This window comes from Streptomyces sp. NPDC087859 (assembly GCF_044742595.1).
GTDB lineage: Bacteria > Actinomycetota > Actinomycetes > Streptomycetales > Streptomycetaceae > Streptomyces > Streptomyces canus_F.
On sequence record NZ_JBIUUU010000013.1, the window covers coordinates 68,343 to 86,960 of the forward strand.

The 18,618-nt window shown below is 69.6% G+C and carries 15 protein-coding genes and 1 pseudogene; 4 read left to right on the forward strand and 12 right to left on the reverse strand.

The genetic code is table 11. From position 1 onward, the window contains the following. Window positions 1-14 precede the first annotated feature (14 nt). From ACIOHP_RS30735 to ACIOHP_RS30745, 3 genes are all read left to right on the forward strand, one after another. Window positions 15-830, forward strand: a complete 816-nt coding sequence (locus ACIOHP_RS30735) for an oxidoreductase (protein WP_401892926.1) — start codon at window positions 15-17, stop codon at window positions 828-830. Window positions 831-883: 53 nt separating this feature from the next. Beyond that, window positions 884-2,584: a CocE/NonD family hydrolase gene (locus ACIOHP_RS30740; RefSeq protein ID WP_401892542.1), complete on the forward strand. Its 1,701-nt coding sequence runs from the start codon at window positions 884-886 to the stop codon at window positions 2,582-2,584. Window positions 2,585-2,699: 115 nt separating this feature from the next. Then, complete coding sequence (locus tag ACIOHP_RS30745; protein ID WP_361556418.1) at window positions 2,700-3,401, forward strand: SDR family oxidoreductase; 702 nt, start codon at window positions 2,700-2,702, stop codon at window positions 3,399-3,401. A 62-nt stretch (window positions 3,402-3,463) separates the two neighbouring features. Here the strand turns inward: ACIOHP_RS30745 and ACIOHP_RS30750 are convergent, their stop codons facing one another. Together ACIOHP_RS30750 and ACIOHP_RS30755 are read right to left on the reverse strand one after the other, a co-directional pair. After that, window positions 3,464-3,844: a toxin Doc gene (locus tag ACIOHP_RS30750; protein WP_361556415.1), complete on the reverse strand. Its 381-nt coding sequence runs from the start codon at window positions 3,842-3,844 to the stop codon at window positions 3,464-3,466. Continuing rightward, the gene (locus ACIOHP_RS30755; protein ID WP_307021980.1) at window positions 3,844-4,083 is read right to left on the reverse strand and encodes a hypothetical protein; all 240 of its coding nucleotides are present in this window, start codon (window positions 4,081-4,083) and stop codon (window positions 3,844-3,846) included. The genes ACIOHP_RS30750 and ACIOHP_RS30755 overlap by 1 nt, the downstream gene beginning before the upstream one ends. 140 nt (window positions 4,084-4,223) lie before the next feature. Between ACIOHP_RS30755 and ACIOHP_RS30760 the strand changes: the two genes are divergently transcribed. Beyond that, window positions 4,224-5,273, forward strand: coding sequence for a hypothetical protein (locus ACIOHP_RS30760; RefSeq protein ID WP_401892546.1), 1,050 nt, complete (start codon window positions 4,224-4,226; stop codon window positions 5,271-5,273). Window positions 5,274-5,325: 52 nt separating this feature from the next. Here ACIOHP_RS30760 and ACIOHP_RS30765 read toward each other — a convergent pair whose 3' ends face one another. The 10 genes and pseudogenes from ACIOHP_RS30765 to ACIOHP_RS30810 form a co-directional block, all read right to left on the reverse strand. Continuing rightward, window positions 5,326-7,446, reverse strand: a complete 2,121-nt coding sequence (locus tag ACIOHP_RS30765; protein ID WP_401892548.1) for a PQQ-dependent sugar dehydrogenase — start codon at window positions 7,444-7,446, stop codon at window positions 5,326-5,328. 203 nt (window positions 7,447-7,649) lie between these two features. Continuing rightward, a complete protein-coding gene (locus ACIOHP_RS30770) occupies window positions 7,650-8,813 on the reverse strand; it encodes a sugar phosphate isomerase/epimerase family protein (RefSeq protein ID WP_401892550.1) in 1,164 nt (387 codons plus the stop codon). A gap of 58 nt (window positions 8,814-8,871) precedes the next feature. Then, window positions 8,872-9,072, reverse strand: a pseudogene (locus ACIOHP_RS30775) (alkaline phosphatase family protein); the annotation flags it as partial. Between the two features lie 21 nt (window positions 9,073-9,093). Further along, complete coding sequence (locus ACIOHP_RS30780) at window positions 9,094-10,245, reverse strand: inositol-3-phosphate synthase (RefSeq protein WP_401892551.1); 1,152 nt, start codon at window positions 10,243-10,245, stop codon at window positions 9,094-9,096. 535 nt (window positions 10,246-10,780) lie between these two features. Next, window positions 10,781-11,788 (reverse strand): sugar phosphate isomerase/epimerase family protein, encoded by a 1,008-nt coding sequence (locus ACIOHP_RS30785; protein WP_361556400.1) that lies wholly within the window; start codon window positions 11,786-11,788, stop codon window positions 10,781-10,783. Window positions 11,789-11,819: 31 nt separating this feature from the next. Next, complete coding sequence (locus ACIOHP_RS30790; RefSeq protein WP_401892552.1) at window positions 11,820-13,034, reverse strand: Gfo/Idh/MocA family protein; 1,215 nt, start codon at window positions 13,032-13,034, stop codon at window positions 11,820-11,822. Between the two features lie 68 nt (window positions 13,035-13,102). After that, on the reverse strand, window positions 13,103-14,152 hold the full coding sequence (locus ACIOHP_RS30795; RefSeq protein WP_266883459.1) for a substrate-binding domain-containing protein: 1,050 nt from the start codon (window positions 14,150-14,152) through the stop codon (window positions 13,103-13,105). A 102-nt stretch (window positions 14,153-14,254) separates the two neighbouring features. After that, window positions 14,255-15,283 carry an ABC transporter permease gene (locus ACIOHP_RS30800; protein ID WP_401892554.1) on the reverse strand — a complete coding sequence of 343 codons (1,029 nt, stop codon included), beginning with the start codon at window positions 15,281-15,283 and terminating at the stop codon, window positions 14,255-14,257. Next, complete coding sequence (locus ACIOHP_RS30805) at window positions 15,280-16,803, reverse strand: sugar ABC transporter ATP-binding protein (protein ID WP_401892557.1); 1,524 nt, start codon at window positions 16,801-16,803, stop codon at window positions 15,280-15,282. Before ACIOHP_RS30805 ends, ACIOHP_RS30800 begins: the two co-directional genes overlap by 4 nt. 376 nt (window positions 16,804-17,179) lie before the next feature. Beyond that, complete coding sequence (locus tag ACIOHP_RS30810) at window positions 17,180-18,361, reverse strand: ROK family protein (RefSeq protein WP_401892929.1); 1,182 nt, start codon at window positions 18,359-18,361, stop codon at window positions 17,180-17,182. Window positions 18,362-18,618: the final 257 nt, after the last annotated feature.

Consider the following 18,618-nt stretch of genomic DNA (forward strand, 5'->3'; position numbering starts at 1 on the left):
GTCAGGAAGTCATGATGACGACGAACCGGCCAGTGGCACTCGTGACCGGCGCTTCCTCCGGCATCGGCAAGGAAACCGCGCTCGCGCTGGTCGCAGCGGGTTTCAACGTGGTGGGCACAAGCCGTGACACCTCACGCGTCACCCCGCTCGACGGCGTGACGTTCGTCGGCCTCGACGTGGCCGAGGACGCCTCGGTCACCGCCGCGGTCCAGGAAGTGAGCGAGCGGTTCGGACGGATCGACGTCCTGGTCAACAACGCCGGCGTCGGCTCGATGGGCGCGGCCGAGGAGACTTCCCTCGAACAAGCCCAGGCCGTCTTCGACATCAACGTCTTCGGGGTCATGCGCATGGTGAACGAGGTCCTGCCGCACATGCGCGCCCGGCGACGCGGCCGCATCATCAACATCTCGTCCGTCCTCGGGTTCCTGCCCCAGCCCTACATGGCCGCCTACGCCGCCTCCAAGCACGCGATCGAGGGCTACACCGAGTCCCTGGACCACGAGGTCCGAGACCACGGCATCCGGGCGCTCATCGTCGAACCCGCCTACACCAGGACGGGATTCGAGGCCAACAGCGCGAAGCCCGACACCCCGCTGCACGCCTACGCGAAGCAGCGGCTCACCGTCGACCGCGTGATGGCGGACGCGGTCAGGGACGGCGACGCCCCCACTGTCGTCGCCAAGGCGATCGTCGCGGCAGCGACCGACGCCAAACCGAAACTGCGCTATGCCGCCGGCCCCCTCGCCGGACGCGCGCGCATACTGCGCCGCGTCGCTCCCGCTCAGGTCTTCGACAAGCAGATCCGCAAGATGAACCAGCTGGCCGGCTGACACCTGCCCGCACTCAAGCACCCCGCAGGACGAAGGACGCAAGGGAGCGGCGCATGACGGAGATACGCATCGAGTTCGACGTTCCGACGCAGATGCGTGACGGCACGGTGCTGCGCGCGGATGTCTACCGGCCCGGAGGCACGGGGCCGTGGCCGGTGCTGCTGGCCCGACTGCCGTACGGCAAGCAGACCCCGATGATGGGCGTCGTACTCGACCCTCTGGCCGCGGCCAGGCACGGTTTCATGGTCGTTCTGCAGGACACCCGTGGGCGGTTCGCCTCCGAGGGCGAGTGGGAGCCGTTCACCCATGAGGAGAGCGACGGCTACGACACCGTGCGGTGGGTCGCCGCACTGCCCGGCTCGAACGGCTCCGTCGGCATGATCGGCGGCAGTTACTTCGGCAACACCCAGTGGATGGCGGCGCTGTCGAAGCCGCCGGAGCTGAAGGCCATCGCGCCGATGATCACCTGGTCCGACCCGGATGACGGTCTGTGGACGCGCGGCGGCGCCATCGAGCTCGGCCTCACCGTGCCCTGGTCGCTTCTGCAGGGTGCCGACACGCTGATGCGCCGGCACGCCACCGATCTGGACGGGCTGGTGAGCGGCGTCACCGGGCTCGTGCGGGATTTCGACGGCCTGGCGAGCGGCGGTTACGGGGAGCTGCCCGCCGGGCGGTTTCCCGCGTTCGCCCGGCACGACCTGCCCGAGCTGGGCTACGAGCGTTCCCGGCGCGAGCCCGAGTGGGCGGCTTCCTGCCGGGTCGCGGGCCGGCACGGCGAGGTCGAGCTGCCCACCTTCCAGGTCGGCGGCTGGTTCGACATCTTCGGCCAGGGCACGCTCGACAACTTCACCGCCATGCGCCGGGCCGGCCGGTCCGCCACGCTGGTGATGGGCCCGTGGAGCCACACCAACTGGCGGCACGTCGTCGGTGACGTCAACTTCGGGTTCGGCGCGAACTCCGACTTCATGGGCATGCGGGGACGCGTGCACGACATGCAGTTCGACTGGTTCCGGCGGCTCCTCGGCGAAGGCGGCGGCGAGGCTCCGGAGCCGGACACGGGCAAGGTGCTGCTGTTCGTCATGGGCGTCAACCAGTGGCGCGAGGAGACGGAATGGCCCCTGTCGCGGGCCGTGGACACGGACTTCCACCTGTGCGCCGACGGACACCTGACCCCCGAGCCCCCACCCGCCGCCGAGCAGGCCGATCGGTTCATCTACGACCCGATGGACCCGGTGCCGACCACGGGCGGCGCGCTCCTGATGGGAGGCGGGCTCCTGAACACCGACGAGTTCCGTCCCGGCCCCCTCGACCAGGCGGCCGTGGAGGCGCGCGAGGACGTCCTGGTCTTCACCAGCGCACCACTCGCCGAGGACGTCGAGGTGACCGGCCGGGTCCGGGCGGTGCTGTTCGCCGCCACGGACGGCCCCTCGACCGACTGGGTGGCCCGCTTGTGCGACGTCGACGAGAACGGCGTCTCGCTCAATGTGACGGTCGGCATCGTGAGGGTGCGCGCGGCGACACCGGGCGAGGCGGCCGAGCACGTCGTGGACCTGTGGTCGACCAGCATCGTCTTCAGGGCGGGGCACCGGATCCGGGTCCAGGTCACCTCCAGCAACTTCCCCCGCTGGGACCGCAACCTCAACACGGGCGAGCCCGAGGAGAAGGCGACCACGGCCCGCACCGCCCGGCAACAGCTCTTCCACGACCCCGCCCGGCCGTCCCACATCGTCCTCCCGGTGGTTCCGGCCCCATAAGGAGAGCCGCACCCGCCCCCCTGTGTGGACCTCCGGCTCAGTGGACTTGCACACGAAAACCGATCGGTTTACGGTAATGGAAACCGATCGGTTTCTCTTCTTCATGGAGGCAGTCATGACAACGATCAAGGGCGCCAGCGTCTTCGTCACCGGGGGCAGTCGCGGCATCGGCAGGATGCTGGTCGAGGAGCTCTACGCACGCGGAGCCGGCAAGGTCTACGCCACGGCCCGTGACCCGCGCTCGGTGACCCACCCCGATGCCGTTCCGCTGGCGCTCGAGGCCACCGACCCGGCATCCGTGGCAGCCGCTGCCGAGCAGGCCCAGGACGTCACCATCCTGATCAACAACGCCGGTGCCTCCGTACGCGCCTCGTACCTCGACTCCCCGATGGAGGACGTGCGCCAGGACCTGGACACCAACTTCTACGGGCCGCTCCTGGTCACCCGGGCCTTCGTGCCGATCATCGAGCGCAACGGCGGCGGCCACATCCTCAACGCCCACTCCGTCCTGTCCTGGCTGGCCGACGGCACGCCCTACGGCGCCTCCAAGGCCGCCCTGTGGTCGCAGACCAACTCCCTGCGCCTGGAGTTGCAGCCGCGCGGCATCGCGGTGACCGGACTCCACATGGCCTACGTCGACACCGACATGACCTCAGGCGTCGACGCGCCCAAGGCCGACCCCCGCGACATCGCCGTGGCAGCACTCGACGGCATCGAGGCAGGGGCCCACGAGGTACTGGCCGACGACACCACCCGCTGGGTCAAGTCCCAGCTGTCCGCCGACCTCGAAGCGATGTACGCCCAGCTGACCCAGTAGCTCACACGCCGACGGGGTCCGAACGGCGTCGCCGCTGCCCCGGCTGACCCCTGTGCCCCCGGTCAGATCTTCCAGGAGCGCAGTTGGTCCGCGACCTCGGGAACGCGCAGGCGGGTGTCGCGGATCTTCCGCACGAGATCGGACAGGGCGCCGTACGGCGGGTCGATGCCCTCGCCGGACTGGCTCATGTACTGGGCGGTGACGAACGCGGCGTACAGGCCGTTGCGGTACGGGAGGGGCTCAAGACGGACGATGGTGTGCATGAGCGCCGCGGCGCGCCATGCGGCGTCCGGGTCGGCGGCCTGAAGGGTGGGCAGCTTGGTCTTGTGCCGGGCGACGGCGGCGACCAGGGCGGAGTAGTCCGCGACGGACATGTCCTCGTCATTGCCGAGGGCGGCCTCCTGGACGTCGAGGAGCCAGGAGACGTCGATGTGCAGGTGCATCAGGCGGCTGTGGCTCCGCCCGGGCGCTCGGCGGGCGGCACGTCGTCGGGGAAGGCGTCGTCGAACTCCCCGCGCAGCCGATCGGCCCAGTGGCTCGCGCCCGTGATGAACTGCCTGCGCTGCATCTCCCGGACACCGAGGTCATGCAGGTACTGCTTGAGGCTCTTGCCGTCGGCGGCCGCGGCCGCGCGGACTCCTTCGAGCTCCTCGTCGGTGAACGACACGTTCAGGGATGGCATACACCCGATGGTACCTAGTAGGTGCCTGCCGTGCGAGGGATTCGGCACCCAGGATGCCGCTGGGCCATGGGTGCCCGTATCCGGCGGTGAGTCCTGCCCGGATAGGCTGTCGCCTCGGTTTTGGGGAGCGGGGGGCAACCATGATCGGTAGGAGCGACGCCGTCAGTCAGATTCCGGTGCCACCGCGTTTGGGTGCTGTCATCGACCTGGCGCCCGTGCGTGGTCGCGATCGGCCCATCTGGCTGACGCTGAGCGAGGACGGCATGGTGGGCCGGTGGGACGTGGCCAGCGGTGATCACGAGACCCTCGCGGCCACCGAGGTTCCGGAGGAAGATCGCGAGACATGGGGTGACTTCGAGCTCCGCAGACACCTGCACGCCTCCCACGACGGCATGTTCGCCGCGGTGGTCAACGACTTCGGCCGCTTTGGCGAGGTGGTCGACCTCCAAACCGGCGATTGGACCCTGCAACTGGACAACCATGGCGACAACCAGGGCGACAACGAAGAGACAGTGCCGTTCTCACTGGAGTTCGCGCAGAGTCGCGGGCGTTGTGTGGTGATCCACCGCACGGGCTGGAACCGCCTGGATGTGTCGGACGCGCGAACGGGGGCCTTGCTGACCGACCGCTCGATCCCGGCGCCGGAACACGATCTCGACTACTTCCACGGCGCGCTGTACATGAGCCCTGATGGGAAGCGGGTCCTGGACGACGGCTGGGTGTGGCATCCGGTCGGGTTCCCTGTGGTGTGGGATTTCGACCCCTGGGTCGAAGGAAATGTCTGGGAGTCCGAGGACGGTCCGAGCCGACTCGATGTCTGCGACCGGGGCGACGCCTGGAACCATGGCATGACCTGGATCGATTCGGCCCGGGTCGCCGTCGTGGGTATCAGTGACGTCTACGATGGCGTGCCGTCCGGGGCACGGATCTTCGATACGAGTCGAGCCGTTCAGAGTGAACCGCGCAGCCCGCTGGCCGTGGAACTGCTTGCGTTCGAGGGCCCGACCGGCCGCTTGTTCAGCGACGGCACTCACCTGTTCAGTGGTGGCGACACCGATCTGTCGATATGGGATCCGGCTGAGGGGAAGCTCCTGGGCACCGTTGCCGGCTTCTCCCCCACGCATTACCACCCGGGTGCCCGGCAGTTCCTGCGGCTCGACGACGGCGTGGTCCGTCTCTGGACCGCCTGACCGACAGCGGGGCGCCGATGGTGGCGCCCCGCTGCGGTGTCGTCGCGTTGGATCAGTCGGCCGGTGTCAGGGCGACCTCGGCGCTGCCCGAGAGGGACGGCAGGCCGTCGGGGGGCGAGTCCGTGTAGGTGGCGTTGAAGACCGCCTTGAGGTTGTCCGAACCGGAGTGACCGCCGTCCACGAAGGTCACGAACGATCCGGAGCAGCCGTTGCTTGTGGAGAGCGGGTGGCCGTGCGAGTCGTGGCCGAGGATGAACGAGACGCTGACCCTGGAGCAGTCCACCGGCTGGTCGTCGGTGACGGTGACCTGCCAGGTGACCGTGTCGCCCCAGTGGAACGGCGTGCCGCCGTGCGGGGCCGGGTCGGTGGTGAGCGAGACGGTGGGCGCCTTGTTGCCGACCACGACGGAAACGGAGGCGGAGGCCGAACGCCCGGTGCTGTCGGTGACCTTCAGCGTGGCGTCGTAGACGGCGTTGTCGGTGAAGGTGTGCTTCGGGTTGGCCTCCCTGGAGTCCACGGTGCCGTCCGCGTCGAAGTCCCAGGCGTAGCGCAGGGCGTCACCGTCGGCGTCCTTCGTGCCGGCGCTGGAGAACTGGACCGTCAGCGGGCTGGTGCCGTTGACCACGTCCGCGGCGACCTTGGGCTCCGGGGTGCGGTTACCTCGCGTGAAGTCGATACGGGAGAGCTGGGCCTCGGGCAGTTCCGCGAAGTAGCCGGTGCCGTACTCCAGGACGTACAGCGCGCCGTCGGGGCCGAACTCGGCGTCGATCGGGCCGTCCGTCGTGATCGAAGGGATCGCGTCCTCGATCTTCAGAACCTCGTTCTTCTTGCCGAGGGTGATGGCCTTCATCTGGTCGCGAGTCCACTCGTAGAAGAGCGGCTTGCCGTCGAAGTACTGGGGCCAGCGGTTCTGGGCCTTGTTGTGCTTGTCGTAGCTGTACACCGGGCCGCCCATGGGGCCGATGCCGCCGGTGCCGAGTTCGGGGAACTCCGCGGAGGCTCCGTAGCCGTAGACGATCTCGGAGTCCTCGACCGGGGGCAGCTCGCTGCGGCCGGTGTTGTGGCGCGAGTCGTTGACCGGCTTGGCGCAGTTGAAGGCGCCGCTGGAGGTCTGGGTGGCGAAGTCGTAGTCCTGGTACGGCATGTCCGGGGTCACGCAGAACGGCCAGCCGTAGTTGGCGGGGCGGTCGATGACCATCCAGCGCCCCTGGCCGGCGGGGCCGCGGCCCGGGTTGGCGCTGTTGGCGTCGGGCGAGTAGTCGCCGACATAGACCTCGCCGGTCTTGTCGTCCACTGCGAAGCGGAACGGGTTGCGCAGGCCCATGGCGTAGATCTCGGGGCGGGTCTTCGCGGTGCCCGGGGCGAAGAGGTTGCCCTTGGGTATGGCGTAGCCGCCGTTGGGCTTGGTCTTGATGCGCAGGACCTTGCCGCGCAGGTCGTTGGTGTTGCCCGCGGTGCGCCGCGCGTCGTAGGCCGGGTTGCGGTCGGCACGGTCGTCGATCGGGGCGTAGCCGTCGGAGGAGAACGGGTTGGAGTCGTCGCCGGTGGACAGGAAGAGGTTGCCCTTGCTGTCGAAGTCGATCTTGCCGCCGACGTGGCAGCAGATGCCGCGGTCGGCGGGCACGTCGAGGATCTTCTGCTCGGTGGCGTAGGCGAGCTTGTTGCCCACGAGCTTGAACCGTGACAGCCGGGTCACGCCCTTGTACTTGGCGAACTCCTGGGCCGTGCCGAACTGCGGGGCGTCGCCTTCGTTGACGCCCGGGGTGGCCGGGTCGTCCATGGGGGTGTCAAGGCGGGGCGAGTAGTAGAGGTAGACCCAGCGGTTCTTGGCGAAGCCGGGGTCGACGGCGATGCCCTGCACGCCTTCCTCGTCGTGCTGGTAGAGCCCGGCGGGGCTCTTCTTCATGTCGGCGGCGAGGAAGTTCACGCCGCTCTTGGGGTCGTGGATGCGGACCTCTCCGGTGCGCGCGGTGTGCAGCACCCGCCGGTCGGGCAGGACGGCCAGGGCCATGGGCTCGCCCGGGCGGTCGTTGAGGGTGACCTTCTGGAAGTCCGACGAAGCCGGAGGTGCGGGGTCCGGTTTGGCGGCTTGTGCCGGGGTGAGCGGCAGGAGCCCGACGGCTCCGGCCAGCGCAGCCGCCCCCGCGAGGGTGACGATCCGTCTGTTGCGCACTCAGAACTCCTTTGGTCTGGCCGGCGGGTGAAAAGCCAGGCGAAATGCGTGAGTTGGACGCTAGGGCGCACACTTTCAACTCGTCAAGGACAAAGTTTCAACCTTTTCGAGGAAAGTTCGCCTTGGGTTTCGGGGCGTTTCGGGCAGGCCCGGGGGCCCGCCCGACGCCAAAGCGCCGGGCGGGCACTACGGGTGACGCTCCGTCAGTTGCAGGCGCGCAGGGCCGCGAGGTTGCCGTAGCCGATGCGGGCGAAGTCCAGGGACTGGCCGGGAACACTCGTGCTCGGTGCGTTGTCCTGCTCGACCATCGGGTTGTGGTAGTTCTTCGCACCGACCCGGGTGAAGAACTTCCGGTAGTCGATGTCGCCCGTGCCGAACGGCACCATGTCGTAGCCCAGGCCGCTCTGGAGGTTGACGACGCCGTCCTTGGCGTGGAAGAGCGGGAAGCGCTGGGTGTTGCGGACCACGAGTGCGGCCGGGTCGAAGACGTCCTTGCGCTGCGAACCGTCGTGGGCCGTGTACGTGTGGAACTTGTACTGGGCCACGTGTGCCCAGAAGACGTCGAGCTCCAGGTAGACGCTCTTGCGGTCCGTCGTCTTCAGGAAGTACTCCAGCTTGCGGATGCCGGAGCTGCGGGTCGGCCGGCCCTGGTCGTCGAGCGGGCCCCCGTCGAGCAGGAAGTCGTAGGCGCTGTCGTGGTTGTGGGTGTAGAGCTTGACGCCCTCGCGGCGGGCGATCGCGCCCAGGGTGTTCCACTTCTGCGCGGCGGCGTCCCAGTCGGCGCGATAGGGGGTGTTGACGGGGTCGGCGCCGGTGCCCATGTGCTCCATGCCGAGGATGTTGGATATCTCCAGCCAGCGCTTGAAGGTGTCCAGGTCGGCCGTCGTCAGGGGCCAGGACGGCGGAATGAAGCCGTGGCTGCCCTGCGCCCGCAGCCCGTACTCGTCGAGCCAGGAGCGCAGCAGCTTCGCGCCCTGGACGGTGCCCAGGTCGGCGCCGCCGGGCGCGTTGGCGTGCTGGCCGTATCCGGCGAACTCCACCTGGCGGTACCCGAAGCGCGACAGTTGCTTGAACACCTCGCGGAAGCCGGAGGGCAGGTCGGAGGCCAGCGGGTCGCGGCCGACCGCGTCACGGACGGTGTAGAGGATGATGCCGCGCTTGTGCGGCGGGACCAGGGCGGATCGGCCCCGGTCATCGCCGGCGGCCGCGGATCTGTCCTGCGCCAGGGCGGGTGCGGCGCCGAAGACCGGGGCGGCGATCGCCGCGCCGGTGACGGCCGTGCAGGTGGTGAGGAAACGGCGGCGGCTGACGCCGAGTGCGCGGCGCAGGTCGTCGCTGGTGACGGCTTCGTCGTTGAACGCGGTCACAGGGGTTCTCACTTTCGTTGTCGCGGTGCTGCGGATGCCTGACGTCGCCGTCCCAGGCGAGGCCGGCGAGCCGTAGGAGAAGGGACTTCACTGCGGTGGCCGCGACGCGGCCGGACACTGCGCGGGGGGTGGAGACAAGGAGGAGCGGACTTTCGTCGTCGCTCGCAGGGAGGCGGGCGTGGCTGCCGCTCGGGCGTGAAGGGTCATGGGGGACGACGGCGAGCCGGTGGCGCATGCGGGGCTTCTCGCGGGCCGGCGCCTTGGGACGGAAGGGAGCGGATCACTGGGCCTCCCGCAGGCGGTCCGCGAACGACAGCAGTGCGGTGAACTGCTCCGAGAGCCCTGCCGGGCCCGCGTCGGGGTCCTTGAAGTAGAAGCCCAGTTCCGGCAGCGGACCGGACAGGCCCGCCTCGTGGGCGCGGGCGACCAGGCGGGCCAGGTCCAGCACGAGCGGTGCGGCCAGGGCCGAGTCGCAGCCCTGCCAGATGGTCTGGAGGATCATGCGCGAGCCGAGGAAGCCCTCGAAGGCGATGTGGTCCCAGGCGGTCTTCCAGTCGCCGAGCACCGGCACGTCGTCGATGTGCACCTCACCCTGCGGTGTGTGCCCGAGCGTTTCGGCGAGGACGCGTTCCTTGCCGGCGTTCTTCGCCGCGGCCGCGCCCGGGTCGGCCAGCGCCGCGCCGTCGCCTCCGCCCAGCAGATTTGTGCCGGACCAGGCCCGTACGGGCAGGGCGCGCTGGACGAACATCGGGGCGAGCGCGGCCCGCAGCAGCGTCTGGCCTGTCTTGCCGTCACGGCCCGCGTGGGGAAGTCCGCCTGCCGCGGCGGCTTTTGTGAGGGCCGGGGTGCGCAGCCCGGTGGACGGTGTGAAGTTGACGTAGGGGCAGCCGGCTCGCACGGCGGCGGCCGCGTAGAGGGAGCTGGGCGGCAGTCGTACGGCGTCGGGCGCGGGCAGCGGCTCCGTGGAGGAGACGTTGACGACGACCACCCGTGCCAGTGCGTTGCGCTCGCGGAACGAGGTGAGGTCGGCGGCGAAGTCCGTGATGAGTTCCTCGTCGCTGCGCGGGTCGTTCGGGAGCGGACCGCCCGGCCGTATCTCCTCGTCCGCGGCCTGGAGTTCGGCCCGCACGGCGGGGGCGAGGCCGTGCGGGAGGACGCCCGCTTCGGTGAGGTGTTCGGCCCGCTTGGGCAGCGGGCAGTGGGTGGTGTCGTGGCCGCCGAAGACGAGTGAGGTCAGGGGCGGCAGGCCGGTGCCGTCGAACGGTGGCGTTTCGGTGACCATGCCGGTCGGCGGATGCAGGGTGGCGGCGACCGCCGCGCATCCGGCGACGGCGGTGGTGGCCACCGATCCGCGGGCTCCGACGAACCAGACACCGGTGCGTGCGGTCGGCCCGCCGGTCTGGGGCTCCGATGCTGTCCCGTCGTTGTTCACGGGCTGCCTCCCTGCCATGTCGAGGTACCGATGTGGTGTGGAGGACGGTGGATCGGGGGCCCGGGGGCCTGCTCGTCCACCGCCGGCATTGGGGCGGCTTCGGCCGCGGCCCTGGAGGACTCCTCCGTGTTCGGCGCGGTTACGGCGTGCGCGGGGGCGGCGAGTGGCCGCCGGTGAGAACTGCGGGATACCTGAGGGCTCGTCACCCTGCGCCGTGCAGGGACGTCCTCCGGGGCCGGTCGCACGAACCGTGCGCCGTGCGACCTGAATGCGGCGTCAGTTTCGAACCACTGTGTGGTGCTTGTGCACGAAGGGACCGTAGCCCCGTTCGTCCTCGACCGGAACCCTTTGCGCGCTGAAGCGACGAACTTTTTCCTTGATCAGGACAAAGTGGAGCCGGGGCAGCCCGGACCGGCCCGGTGGCTCACCCGCCACCGGGCACCGACCCGGCCGGCTCTCACCAGGTCACGGGAAGGCGGATACGGCCGCCGACGCCTCAACTACGCGTCGGCTGAACCGACATGCGCCAGGAGCGCTAGTTGTCGCCGCCCGCGAAGGCAGCGTCGAAGGACGCCGACGGCGGGTCGAAGTCGAACCGCTTCAGATGGGCGAGCGCACGCGGCGCGCCGACGAGACGGTCCATGCCGGCGTCCTCCCACTCCACGGAGACCGGCCCGCCGTAACCGATCGAACGCAGCATCCGGAACACGTCCTCCCACGGCACGTCACCGTGCCCGGCGGAGACGAAGTCCCAGCCCCGCCTCGGGTCGCCCCAGGGCAGATGGGAGCCGAGCCGGCCGTTGCGCCCGTCCAGACGCCTGCGGGCCTCCTTGCAGTCGACGTGATAGATCCGGTCCCGGAAGTCGTAGAGGAAGCCGACCGGGTCCAGGTCCTGCCAGACGAAGTGGCTGGGGTCGAAGTTGAGGCCGAAGGCCGGCCGGCGGTCCACCGCCTCCAACGCCCGTTGCGTGGTCCAGTAGTCGTAGGCGATCTCGCTCGGATGGACCTCGTGGGCGAAGCGGACACCCTCGCTGTCGCACACGTCCAGGATCGGATTCCAGCGCTCGGCGAAGTCCTCGTAACCGCGCTCGATCATCCGCTCCGGCACCGGCGGGAACATCGCCACCAGATGCCAGATCGACGATCCGGTGAACCCGACGACCGTGTCCACGCCGAAGGCGGCCGCGGCCCGCACTGTGTCCTTGATCTCGGCCGCGGCCCGTCGGCGTACCCCCTCCGGCTCCCCGTCGCCCCAGATCCGGGCGGGCAGGATGCCCTGGTGCCGTTCGTCGATGGGGTGGTCACACACGGCCTGGCCGACGAGATGGTTGGAGATCGCCCAGCACTTGAGGCCGTACTTCTCCAACAGGGCATGCCGCCCGGCCAAGTAAGACGGATCGGCAAGCGCCTTGTCGACCTCGAAGTGGTCTCCCCAGCAGGCGAGTTCGAGGCCGTCGTAGCCGAATTCGGCGGCCAGTCGGCACACTTCCTCCAGCGGCAGATCGGCCCACTGACCGGTGAACAGGGTGAACGGGCGTGGCATGGTGCCTCCGAGCGGGGATCCTGACGGCTCTCTAGCGGACTTCGGCCTCGACGGCCTGGACAGGGGTGTAGACGGAGTTCTTCTGCGCGCTCTCCTCCACCGCGGCGAGCACCCGCTGCACTTGCAGCCCGTCGGCGAACGACGGCACCGGGTCCGTGCCCGACGCGATGGCCTCGACCAGGTCACGGGCCTGGTGGACGAAGGTGTGCTCGTAGCCGAGCGCATGGCCCGGCGGCCACCAAGCCTCCAGGTAGGGGTGCTCGGCCTCGGTGACGACGATCCTGCGGAACCCCGCCGTGGCGGCGGGCTCCCGGTGGTCATGGAAGGACAGTTCGTTGAGCCGCTCGAGGTCGAAGGCGAGCGAACCGGACTCGCCGTTGATCTCCAGCCGCAGGGCGTTCTTGCGCCCCGAGGCCATCCGGGACGCCTCGAACGTGGCGAGCGCCCCCGAGGCGAGCCGGCCGGTGAAGACGGCCGCGTCGTCGACCGTCACCGGAGCGCACCGGGCGCCGCCGGAAGCGGACAGGCCCGAGGAGGCGCCGTCGAGGCGGGGGCGCTCCTTGACGAACGTTGCCATCTGGGCGGAGACGCCGACCAGCGGCTCACCCACCAGGTACTGCGCGAGGTCGACGATGTGCGCGCCGAGGTCACCGAGCGCCCCCGACCCCGCGTGCTCCCGCTGCAGCCGCCAGGTCAGCGGGAAGTCGGGGTCGACCAGCCAGTCCTGGAGGTAGCTGACCCGCACGTGGCGCAGCGTGCCGAGCCTGCCCTCGGCGATGAGCCGGCGGGCGAAGGTGAGGGCGGGCACCCGCCGGTAGTTGAAGCCCACCATCGCCAACTGCCCGCGCGCACGGGCCGCTTCGGCGGCCGCGGCCATGGCCTCCGCCTCGGCGACCGAATTGGCCAGCGGCTTCTCGCACAGCACGTGCTTGCCCGCCTCCAGCGCCGCGATCGCGATCTCCGCATGGCTGTCGCCCGGTGTGCAGATGTCGACGAGCTGTACGTCATCGCGGGCGATGAGGGCGCGCCAGTCGGTCTCCGTCGCGGCCCAGCCGTGTTTGTCGGCCGCCATCCGCACCGCGTGCGCGTCGCGGCCGGCGATCGCGGCCATGACCGGCCGCAGCGGCAGGTCGAACACGCGCCCCACGGTGCGCCACCCTTGTGAGTGCGCGGCGCCCATGAACGCGTAGCCGACCATGCCCACGCCGAGTCCCGGCGGTGCCGTCCGACTGTCCCTCTGTTCCATACGGATTCCTCCTCGTCGGAGTGTCACTGACTCATCACTGTGTTCGCGGGGCGCACGGCCCGGACCGGTCAGATGAAGCCGGTCGGCAGGTACTGGTCGACGTTGTCCTTGGTGACGACGGCCGAGTAGAGGGTCAGTGAGGACGGGATCTCGAACTCGGCGAGGCCACCGACGCCCTTGCCCTGGCCGAGCGCCCGGGCGAGATCGATGGCGGAGGCGGCCATCGTCGGCGGGTACAGGACGGTCGCCTTGAGCACGCTGTCGCCTGCCTTGATGGCGTCCATCGCGGACTTGGCACCCGCGCCGCCGACCATCAGGAAGTCGTCGCGGCCGGCCTGCTCGATGGCCCGCAGCGCGCCGACCCCCTGGTCGTCGTCGTGGTTCCACAGCGCGTCGAACTTCGACTGGGCCTGGAGCAGTTGCGCCATCTTCGCCTGCCCGGACTCCACCGTGAAGTCGGCCGCCTGGCGGGCCACCTTCTTGATGTTCGGGTAGTTCTTCAGGGCGTCGTCGAAGCCCTTGGTGCGCTGCTGGGTCAGCTCCAGGTTGTCGAGGCCGGCGAGTTCGACGACCTTGGCGTTCTTCGTGTCCTTGAGCTGTTCGCCGATGTAGTGGCCGGCGTTGAGGCCCATGCCGTAGTTGTCGCCGCCGATCCAGCACCGGTAGGCCTGCGGTGAGGCGAAGACGCGGTCCAGGTTGATGACGGGTATGCCCGCCCTCATGGCCTGCAGGCCGACCTGGGTGAGGGCCTTGCCGTCGGCCGGCAGGATCACCAGGACGTCGACCTTCTTGTTGATCAGGGTCTGGATCTGGCCGATCTGCTGGGCGGTGTCGTTGGACCCCTCGGTGATCTCCAGCGTGACGTCGGAGTACTTCTTCGCACGCGACTTGGCGTTGTCGTTGATGGCGTTCAGCCAGCCGTGGTCGGCCTGCGGGCCGGCGAAGCCGATGGTGACGGCCTTGCCCGGCTTGTCGTCGGCGACCGGGGCGGCGTTGTCCGCGGCCGGTTCCTGGTCCTTGGGCTCATTGCTGGTGCAGGCCGTCAGCAACGCGCCGGCGGAAACGGCTGCGGTGCCGAACAGCAGCGCTCTGCGGCTGGTGGCGGGGGTTCTTGCCATGGCGGATCGACCCTTCGACTGGGCGGTGTACGTCGGTTGGGGAAGGCAGGGGTGCCGGACGGCGGGGTCAGGGGCCGCCGTCCGGCGGTGTGCGGTACGGCGTCAGGTGTCGCCGTGCAACGAGCGGCGCTGGACCAGGACGGCGGCGACGATGATGGCGCCCTTCGCGATCTGCTGGACGGCGGTCTCGAGGTTGTTCAGGGCGAAGATGTTGGTGATCGTGGTGAAGATCAGGACACCGAGGACCGAGCCGATGATGGTGCCGCGGCCGCCGCTGAGCAGGGTGCCGCCGATGATCGCCGCGGCGATGGCGTCCAGCTCGTAGAGGTTGCCGTTGGTGTTCTGGCCCGAGCCGGCGAGCACGATCAGCATGAAGGCGGCGATGCCGCAGCACAGTCCGGACAGCAGGTAGAGGTAGAGGCGTTGGCGGCGGACGTCGATGCCGGCGAGGCGGGCGGCCTCCGCGTTGCCGCCGACCGCGATCGTGCGGCGGCCGAAGGTGGTGCGGTTGAGCAGCAGCCAGCCGATGACGGTGACCGCGCCGAAGATCAGGACAAGGGGCGGGATGCCGAGGACGTAGGCGTCCCTGCCGCCGAGATCGAGGACCGAGTCCACGCTCACGACCTGGGTACTGCCGTCCGTGATCTGCAACGCCAGGCCACGGGCCGAGGCGAGCATGGCCAGCGTCGCGATGAACGGCACCATCCTGCCGTAGGCGATCAGCAGGCCGTTCACGAGGCCGCAGCCCACACCGACGATCACCGCGGTGAAGAGGATGCCGGCGAACCCGAACCCCTGGGTCGCCACGGTCGTCGCCCACACCGAGGCGAGGGCCACCATCGCGCCGACCGACAGGTCGATCCCGCCGCTGGTGATGACGAAGGTCATGCCGACGGTGACGACGCCGATCACGGACGCCTGGGTCAGGACGAGTTGCAGATTGCTCGTCGCCAGGAACTCGTCCGGCGCGGTGATCCCGCCGACCGCGACGAGGGCGGCGAGGACTCCGAGCAGGGACAGCGTGCGCACGTCCCACCGCAGCCCGGGTCGATGTGAACTGCCCTGGTCCCCGGCGGATTTGGCGTCGGACGTCGGCGCTTGCTTCTGCGCCGCGGTGGCCGGTTGCGTCATGGCGTCGGGCTCCCTTCCATCACAAGATCGAGTACACGGTGCTCGTCGAGCTCCCGGGCGTCCGCGGTGTGCACGACGCTGCCTTCACGCAGCACCAGCACCCGGTCGGCCAGACCCAGGACCTCGGGCACCTCACTGGACACGAGCAGTACGGCCAGGCCCTCGTCGGCCAGCCGGCGGATCACGGCGTAGAGCTCCGCCCGGGCGCCGATGTCGACACCCCTGGTCGGCTCGTCCAGCAGCAGCACCTTGCAGCCCCGCAACAGCCAGCGCGCGAGGACCGCCTTCTGCTGGTTGCCGCCGGACAGGGTCCTGATCGCGGCATCGGGATTGTCCGGGCGCAGGGACAGTTCCCGAACCGCCTGGTGGGTCGCGGCCCGCTCGGTACGCCGGTCGATCCAGCCCGCGCGGGCGAACCTGGACAGGGTGGAGACCGAGACGTTGCTGCTGACGGACTCCAGCATCAGCAGGCCCTGCGCCTTGCGTTCCTCGGGCGCCAGGCCGATGCCGGCGCGGACGGCCGCGCGGACGCTTCCCGGGCGCAGCGGTGTGCCCTCGACGAGGACCCGGCCGCCGTCGGGCCTGCGAGCCCCGTAGATCGTCTCCAGGATCTCGCTGCGGCCGGATCCGACGAGCCCGGCCAGACCGACGATCTCACCGGGCCGCAGCTCCAGATCGACGGGCGCGAACTCCCCTCGCCGGGTGAGCCCCTCGACCGTCAGCACCGGGTCCTTCCCCGTGGCGAACCCCGTCTCGGGGCGCTCGGGGAAGACGTACTCCACATTCCTGCCGGTCATCAGGGACACGACCTCCTGGGTCGGCGTCGACTCGGCGGGCAGACCGCCCGCGACCGACCGGCCCTCCTTCAGGACCGTGACCCGGTCGCCGATGCGCCGGATCTCCTCGAGGCGGTGGGAGATATAGATGACGGCGACCCCCTCGGCCGTCAGATCACCCACGATCCGAAAGAGGTTGTCCACCTCCTCGGGGTCGAGCGCCGCGGACGGCTCGTCCATCACGATCAACCGGACCTCGTGGGACAGCGCGCGGGCCATGGAGACGATCTGCTGCTGCGCCGCGGACAGGTCACCGACGAGTCGCGAGGGGGCGATCTCCGAGTGCCCCAGACGTTCCAGCAACTCCGCGGTCGCCGTGCGGGCGGCTGAGCCGCGCACGACGAACCCGGCGGAGGTCGGCTCGTGCCCGAGGAAGACGTTCTCCGCGACGGACAGCCCCTCGATCAGATCGAGTTCCTGGTAGATGGTGGCGATACCCAGGCGCATGGCGGCGATCGGCGACCCCAGGGTCACGGCCTCGCCCCGCCAGGTGATCTCACCGCTGTCGGGCTGGTGCGCTCCGGCGAGCACTTTGATCAAAGTGGACTTGCCGGCTCCGTTCTGGCCGAGCAGGCAGTGGACTTCGCCGGCCTGAACCTCGAGATCCACACCGTCCAGGGCGCGAACACCCGGGAACGACTTGGTGATACCGGACATGGTGAGCAGGGGTGATGGTGGTGCCATGAGGAATCCCCTCGGCGGGTACGGGCCGTGAACGAGCGGAGCCGGACAGGGTGGTTCGGGTACGTGGACAGCTCTGGGAAGCCCGGGGCGGCGTGCCGCCGGGGCGTAGGGGCCGAGCAGGGCAGAGCAGGCCCAATGGCCTGGGAACTGTCGGGTGTTGGGAGCCGGCCGCCGGCACTTCAAGCGATGAATACGGCACGGCTGTGGTGGTGCGGTGGTGTTGCCGTTGTTCTACGGGTGTCGTGATGGCGCCTTGGAGTCACCGAGGCGTGATGGTTGTGGGGCGACGCCAGTGGGGTTGCATTGACGTAGTGGCGACGCCACGGGAGTGCAGTGGCGTGAGTGGTGGTCCGTTGCCGACGGGGTCGGGCAGCGGTCAGGCGGGCGAGAAGACGTGGTCGCTGATGAGCCGGGCCGCGCCGATCGCTCCGGCCGCCGGTCCCAACTCCCCCAGCACGATCGGCAGATTGCGCGTGGCGAGCGGCAACGACTGCCGGTACACCTGGGTCCGAACGCTGGCCAGCAACGTGTGCCCGAGCCCGGTCACACCGCCACCGATCACCACCAGCCCCGGATTGAAGAAACTGACAAGCCCGGCGATGACCTGGCCCAGACGCTTCCCGCCCTCCCGAATCAGCTCCAAGGCCACAGCGTCCCCTGCTGCCGCAGCAGCCGACACGTCCTCGGCCGTCAGACTCCCGGACGCCTCCAGCCGGGCGGCGAGCTGCGCCGACCGGCCCTCACGTGCGGCCTGCTCGGCGTCACCGGCCAACGCGGCCCCACTGAAGTGGGCTTCCAGGCAGCCCTGGTTGCCGCAGGCGCAGGGCCGGCCGTCGGGCACCGCCTGGATGTGCCCGATGTCGCCCGCGCTGCCCGTCGCACCACGGTAGACCTCACCGCCGACGACAATGCCGCAGCCGATACCGGTGCCGATCTTGACGCAGAGGAAGTCGCCCACGGAACGCGCGACGCCCGCGTGCTGCTCCCCCATCGCCATCAGGTTCACATCGTTGTCGACCATGACCGGACAGCCCAGCTCCTGGCTCAGCGCCTCCCGGACCGGGAACCCGTCCCAGCCCGGCATGATCGGCGGAGCCACCGGAACACCCTCGGGAAAACGGACCGGCCCCGGCACACCGATGCCGGCACCGTCGAAACCCTCCGCGAGCCCCGTCGCCCTCAACTTCGCCGCCATGGACAGAACTTGCTCGAAGACCGCGACCGGGCCCTCCCGGACGTCCATCGGTTGATTCAGATGCCCCAGGACCTCCAACTCCGCATTCGTCACGGCGACATCGATCGAGGTGGCACCGATATCGACACCGAGGAAACGCAGCGTCGGCGCGAGCCGGATGTTGTGCGACCGCCGCCCGCCCCGCGATGGGGCCAGCCCGTCCGCGACAACCAGCCCCGTCTCCAGCAGCCGGTCCACTTCGACGGCCAGCTTCGAGCGGGACAGGTCCACCAGATCACCGAGCTGGGCACGAGAGTTGGAGCCGCTGTCACGCAATAGACGAAGCAGCCGCGCCTGATGCGCGTTCTCAGGTCGAGCAGTCATCCGTCGCACGATCCCTCCCCTCCCCTCACCCATGGCCGAGGATCCAGGCGCCTGTCCGCACCGACTGCGCCGTCAGGCTGTTGAAGAGGAACGTAACAACGATTTTCCAGACTGGGAAGTACTTACGTTGGAGTTGGACGCTTCTTTTTCCACACTCAGGACAAAGTCTGGATGGGTGAGGTCCGGGGGCGTATGACGGGGACGGCAGCCGGGGTGCCCGGGTGACAGGTTGCCGCAGTCTTAGGCGGGCCCGCCTG

Coding starts and splice junctions, on each gene's coding strand:
- ACIOHP_RS30735 (WP_401892926.1), top strand. CDS start 15: ATGACGACGAACCGGCCAGTGGCACTCGTGACCGGCGCTTCCTCCGGC.
- ACIOHP_RS30740 (WP_401892542.1), top strand. CDS start 884: ATGACGGAGATACGCATCGAGTTCGACGTTCCGACGCAGATGCGTGAC.
- ACIOHP_RS30745 (WP_361556418.1), top strand. CDS start 2,700: ATGACAACGATCAAGGGCGCCAGCGTCTTCGTCACCGGGGGCAGTCGC.
- ACIOHP_RS30750 (WP_361556415.1), bottom strand. CDS start 3,844: ATGCACCTGCACATCGACGTCTCCTGGCTCCTCGACGTCCAGGAGGCC.
- ACIOHP_RS30755 (WP_307021980.1), bottom strand. CDS start 4,083: ATGCCATCCCTGAACGTGTCGTTCACCGACGAGGAGCTCGAAGGAGTC.
- ACIOHP_RS30760 (WP_401892546.1), top strand. CDS start 4,224: ATGATCGGTAGGAGCGACGCCGTCAGTCAGATTCCGGTGCCACCGCGT.
- ACIOHP_RS30785 (WP_361556400.1), bottom strand. CDS start 11,788: ATGCCACGCCCGTTCACCCTGTTCACCGGTCAGTGGGCCGATCTGCCG.
- ACIOHP_RS30790 (WP_401892552.1), bottom strand. CDS start 13,034: ATGGAACAGAGGGACAGTCGGACGGCACCGCCGGGACTCGGCGTGGGC.
- ACIOHP_RS30795 (WP_266883459.1), bottom strand. CDS start 14,152: ATGGCAAGAACCCCCGCCACCAGCCGCAGAGCGCTGCTGTTCGGCACC.
- ACIOHP_RS30800 (WP_401892554.1), bottom strand. CDS start 15,283: ATGACGCAACCGGCCACCGCGGCGCAGAAGCAAGCGCCGACGTCCGAC.
- ACIOHP_RS30805 (WP_401892557.1), bottom strand. CDS start 16,803: ATGGCACCACCATCACCCCTGCTCACCATGTCCGGTATCACCAAGTCG.
- ACIOHP_RS30810 (WP_401892929.1), bottom strand. CDS start 18,361: ATGACTGCTCGACCTGAGAACGCGCATCAGGCGCGGCTGCTTCGTCTA.